The organism is Bradyrhizobium sp. (genome assembly GCF_016462955.1).
GTDB lineage: Bacteria > Pseudomonadota > Alphaproteobacteria > Rhizobiales > Xanthobacteraceae > Bradyrhizobium.
The window spans coordinates 6,249-10,925 of sequence record NZ_JAEMSD010000117.1 but is presented as its reverse complement, the minus strand read 5'-3'; the positions used below and the strand labels follow the sequence as shown (position 1 = coordinate 10,925).

Below are 4,677 nucleotides of genomic sequence, written 5' to 3'. Positions count from 1 at the left end.
CTCGCGACATTCGGGTCGTCGGCCCGAGCGGGCGCTGCCCTCGAAGAGCGCAAGCTGCCGATGAAGTTCGGCTGGGTCGCCTGCGAGCCGAACTGCCGGGGCTGGATCAGTGCAGTCGGCATCATCACCGCCGATACCCCCAGGGAATTCGAGGAGTTTGCGCGCGGGCGCCAGCTCGGCGGTGCGACCGTCGTGCTCGACTCCAGCGGCGGTTCCGTCAATGACGCGATCACGCTCGGCCGGCGCTTCCGCAATCTCGGGCTTTTGACCACAGTCGGCGTGAGCCTCCGTGGCGGGCCGTCGACGCGCCCGGCCGTCGCGCCCGAAGCCTATTGCGAATCCATGTGCGCGTTCCTGCTGCTGGCCGGCAAGAAGCGCTACGTGCCGGAATCCGCTCACGTCAGGGTTCACCAGATCTGGATGGGCGATCGCGCCGATGATGCCAAGTCGGCGAGCTATAGCGCGCAGGATCTGATGATCGTGGAGCGCGACATCGGCCGCCTCGCCAAATACACCTTTGACATGGGCGGCGCCGGCGACTTGTTGTCGCTTGCACTCAGCGTCCCGCCCTGGGAAGACCTGCACGAGCTCGACGCCGGTGAGCTCAGACTCACCAATCTGGTCACGACCGATCTCGTAGCCGACGTGCTCCCCCATGTGGACATCTCGGTGCCGGCAATGGCGGAGGCTGCACCAAAGTCCCAGGCCAGGTTCGGCGCGGAACCGGAGCAGGCGAACAAGTCGACCAAGACGGCGGAAGCCGTGGTGCCGACCGGTGGCGTCGTCACGCCGGCCGCCGCGACGCAGAAGTAAGCCCACGATTCCCCGTAATCGTTCCGGGGCGCGCGTCGGCGCGAACCCTGGTGTGCAAGTGCGTGCGCAGGTGTGAGCCTGAAGCTCTCGCGCTGCTTCGCTCGGCATTCCCGGTTTGATGCTGCGTATCGCACCGCAACGACGGAGAGGGGGCTTCAGCCCTGTGCTGCGGCAGGCTGCTTGGCCTCGTCCTTGGCTTTGGCCTCGATCTGACCGATGGCATCGACCACGGCATCGAAGGTCAGGAGCGTCGAGGCATGGCGCGCCTTGTAGTCGCGGACCGGCTCCAGAAACTTGATCTCTTCCCATTTGCCTTGAGGAGGCGCGCCGTTCTCCTTCAGCATCTTGCGAACGGTTTCGCGTAACTCACGGAGTTCGCTCGCAGTCGAGCCGACCACGTGACTTGCCATGATGGATGAAGAGGCCTGCCCCAGGGCGCACGCCTTCACGTCATGGGCGAAGTCCGTGACGGTGTCGCCGCTCATCTTGACATCGACCTTCACGGTCGAGCCGCACAGCTTGGAATGGGCAGTCGCGGTGGCATCGGGGTCCGACAACCGCCCGAGGCGCGGAATATTCCCGGCCAACTCGATGATCCGCTTGTTGTAAATGTCGTTCAGCATGTGATGGAGTCCAACACTTCCCACACCCGCGTCCGGGCCGGATCGGCCTTGGCGGGCGCCGTCCACGGTCCTATATAGGGGCGGAACTGGTGGAAAAACAGTCCAGCGGTGCGGCTGCGGAGATCCAGATCTGCGCGGCCGGCGTTATGACCCAGGATCTTTTCGCCGAAAGTTGTTCTGTTCAGGCGTCCGGCGGCTCGCCGCCCCGTCTGCCGGTGACACTCCGGCCGTGAGGCCGTCGAACGGAGTCGATATGGACGCTGCAATCACATCCATCCGCGCTGGCAAGCCCACCGACCGGCAGCCCGAGAGCCGACCGGCCGAGCTCGATCCCGCCGAATTCCTGGCGGCGGCCGTCCGCGCCGACCAGCCTCGCCCGGCGCGCGCCGAGGCGGAAGCGGCGGTGAAGACGCTGCTCGCCTATATCGGCGAGAACACCGAACGCGAGGGCCTGCTCGACACGCCGCGCCGCGTCGTCGAGGCTTTCGACGAACTGTATCAGGGCTATCACCAGTGCCCGGCCGAGGTGCTGGACCGCACTTTCGGCGAGACCGCCGGCTATGACGACTTCGTCCTCGTGCGCGACATCGAGTTCACCTCGCAATGCGAGCACCACATGATGCCGTTCTACGGCAAGGCGCACATTGCCTATACGCCGGTGGAACGGGTCGTCGGCCTGTCGAAGCTCGCCCGCCTCACCGACATCTTCGCCCGCCGCCTCCAGACCCAGGAGCATCTGACGGCGCAGATCGCGGCGGCCATCGACGAGGTCCTCAAGCCCCGCGGCGTTGCCGTGCTGATCGAGGCGGAGCATACCTGCATGTCGGTGCGCGGCGTTGCCAAGCACGGCGCCTCCACTTTCACGAGCCGCTTCACCGGCATGTTCCGCGACAATCCGGCGGAGCAGGCCCGTTTCCTGTCGCTGGTGCGAGGCACGCGCTGACCTCGCGAAGCTTTATTCTTTGAGCCTGGTCTCTTCGGAAAACGACCTTGCACTTTTCCGGATCATGCTTTGGCGAGGGGTGCCGTGTCAGCTCACTCTCATGACATCGAGGAAGGACTCGCCTTCCGGCCCAGGTTCGATGCGGCCGGCCTCGTGACCTGCGTCGCGACCGACGTCGCCACCGGCGACGTGCTCATGGTCGCGCACATGAACGACGAGGCTTTGCGCAAGACCATTGCGACCGGGGAGGCCTGGTACTTCAGCCGCTCGCGCAATGCCTTGTGGCGAAAAGGTGAGAGTTCGGGTCAGACCCAGCGTGTGATCGAGATCCGCACCGATTGCGATCAGGATGCGGTGTGGATCCGCGTCGAGCAGGTCGGCGCAGCCTGCCACACCGGGCGGCGGTCGTGCTTCTATCGCAAAGTCGAGGGAGCGGGCGGGGAAGCGAAGCTGGTGTTCGCCGACGCCGAGCGGCTGTTCGATCCGGACGCGGTCTACAAGAAGTAGGTGCCGTCATTCCGGGGCGCGCGAAGCGCGAGCCCGGAATCCATCGTACGGCATCACGTGCGGCTCGATGGATTCCGCTCATCGCTTCGCGATGCCCCGGAATGACGGCGGAGGCCCGAACCGCCGGATTAACCCCGCGTTAACCATACCTGTTTCACGGTGAGACGATAGGGCGACCGAATTGCCGGCGCCGCTCAACGCCGCGCGGGTCGGGCACTCCAACATGTCGGTCGACAATTTCAGTGCGACGCAGACGGCCGGTCTCGATCCGTCGCGCGCGCGCGTCGCCGGTGCGATCAAGCAGGCATCCAACATCTCCGGCGTCAGCTTCCAGTACATGCTGACCACCGCCAAGATGGAATCGGACTTCAATCCGGCGGCCGCCGCCACGACGTCGTCCGCGCAGGGGCTCTACCAGTTCATCGACCAGACCTGGCTCGGCACGGTGAAGGAAGCGGGCGCGCAGCTCGGCTATGGCAGCTATGCCGATGCCATCACCAAGACCTCGTCCGGCAGCTACACCGTCGACGATCCCGTGAAGAAGCGGTCGATCATGAAGCTGCGCGACGATCCCGAAGCCGCTTCCGCCATGGCCGCGGCGCTGACGCAGTCGAACGGCTTCAAGCTCACCGGCCTGCTCGGGCGGAGGCCGAGCGACAGCGAACTCTACATGGCCCACTTCATGGGCGTCGGCGGCGCAGCAAAACTGATCGCCAACGCCGAGGACAATCCGCAAGCGGTCGGCGCGCGGCTGTTTCCCAACGCAGCCGCGGCCAACCGCTCGATCTTCTACGCCAGGGACGGCCGCGCGCGCAGCGTGTCCGAGGTCTATTCGGTGCTCGATGCGCGCTACGCCAGCGCGGCCAACTCGAAAGTGACCCGTAGCGCAATGGCGATGTATGGCGGCACGCCGTCGACCACCGAGGTCGCGAGCGCGACCGGCGTGCAGCCGACGGCACCGGTGATCGACAATGCCGCCTATCTTCAGACCTTCCCGAATACACGCGCCGTGACGCCCGTCAGTGCGACGTCGTCCACGACGACCGTCGCGGACAGCGCGCCCGGCACGCCGGTGTTTCGCTCGATCTATCAGCCCGGCGATGCCGCGCAGCCGGTCTCCGCGACGGTGCAGAAACTGTGGGGCAACAACGCCTCGCTCACGTCCGTCGCCTCGGTGACGCCGGACGTGCGGCCGCCGCAGCCGCTCGACCTCTTCAGCGATCGCAGCGGGACGTTCTCGAGCTAGCCGAGATCTCGTGTCCCGGACGCGCTGCGGCGCGCAAGCGCTGCTGCGCAGAGCCGGGACCCATGCTGCGACGAATCCTCTTGTTGGAAATGGGCCCTGGCTCAGCAGCGCATCACGGCGTGCTGCTGCGTCCGGGGTACGCGCAGGGCGCCTCTGTTCCCTTAACAAATCATCAACAAAACCAGCCGGTTATGGTGAACGCTTTGTTAAGCGTCGTGGTTTATTTTGTGTTGCAGATGACGAGCCGTCATCGTTTTTCGTCTGTTGTGTAAGCCGGAAGCAGGATGATTGTTCGGCAATTCATTCATTGGATTAGGACGGCGCCCGCCGGCGAGCGCGCCGAGGCGACACGGGCGTTGGCCCGGGCCTGGCTGATCTCGGACCTTTCCGCAGACGATCGCATCGCCGCCGAAGGCGCGCTCCTGATGCTGCTCGACGATCCCTCGCCGCTTGTGCGGCAGGCGATGGCCGAGGCTTTTGCCCGCAGCAGCGAGGCGCCGGCGACGATCGTGCGGGCGCTGTCGGCGGACCAGCCGAGCGTGGCG

6 protein-coding genes and 1 pseudogene are annotated in these 4,677 nt (G+C 65.7%); 6 read left to right on the top strand and 1 reads right to left on the bottom strand.

Translation table 11 applies throughout. The features are described from left to right. Positions 1–813 (top strand): hypothetical protein (locus JHD07_RS14745; protein WP_291623352.1); only part of this gene is annotated, 813 nt, incomplete at its 5' end. A gap of 155 nt (positions 814–968) precedes the next feature. Here JHD07_RS14745 and JHD07_RS14740 read toward each other — a convergent pair. Then, positions 969–1,436, bottom strand: coding sequence for an iron-sulfur cluster assembly scaffold protein (locus JHD07_RS14740; RefSeq protein ID WP_291623350.1), 468 nt, complete (start codon positions 1,434–1,436; stop codon positions 969–971). A 253-nt stretch (positions 1,437–1,689) separates the two neighbouring features. Between JHD07_RS14740 and folE the strand changes: the two genes are divergently transcribed. The 5 genes and pseudogenes from folE to JHD07_RS14715 form a co-directional block, all read left to right on the top strand. After that, on the top strand, positions 1,690–2,379 hold the full coding sequence (gene folE / locus JHD07_RS14735) for a GTP cyclohydrolase I FolE (RefSeq protein ID WP_291623348.1): 690 nt from the start codon (positions 1,690–1,692) through the stop codon (positions 2,377–2,379). Positions 2,380–2,463: 84 nt separating this feature from the next. Continuing rightward, positions 2,464–2,886, top strand: a complete 423-nt coding sequence (gene hisI / locus JHD07_RS14730) for a phosphoribosyl-AMP cyclohydrolase (RefSeq protein ID WP_291623346.1) — start codon at positions 2,464–2,466, stop codon at positions 2,884–2,886. Between the two features lie 181 nt (positions 2,887–3,067). Then, positions 3,068–4,132 carry a transglycosylase SLT domain-containing protein gene (locus JHD07_RS14725; RefSeq protein ID WP_291623344.1) on the top strand — a complete coding sequence of 355 codons (1,065 nt, stop codon included), beginning with the start codon at positions 3,068–3,070 and terminating at the stop codon, positions 4,130–4,132. Positions 4,133–4,194: 62 nt separating this feature from the next. Further along, positions 4,195–4,404 carry a hypothetical protein gene (locus JHD07_RS14720; RefSeq protein WP_291623342.1) on the top strand — a complete coding sequence of 70 codons (210 nt, stop codon included), beginning with the start codon at positions 4,195–4,197 and terminating at the stop codon, positions 4,402–4,404. A gap of 12 nt (positions 4,405–4,416) precedes the next feature. Continuing rightward, a pseudogene (locus JHD07_RS14715) lies at positions 4,417–4,677 on the top strand (hypothetical protein); the annotation flags it as partial.

What these genes read in the sequence shown, in the direction of transcription:
- JHD07_RS14740 (WP_291623350.1), bottom strand. Translation starts at nt 1,436, where the DNA reads ATGCTGAACGACATTTACAACAAGCGGATCATCGAGTTGGCCGGGAAT.
- JHD07_RS14720 (WP_291623342.1), top strand. Translation starts at nt 4,195, where the DNA reads ATGCTGCGACGAATCCTCTTGTTGGAAATGGGCCCTGGCTCAGCAGCG.
- folE (WP_291623348.1), top strand. Translation starts at nt 1,690, where the DNA reads ATGGACGCTGCAATCACATCCATCCGCGCTGGCAAGCCCACCGACCGG.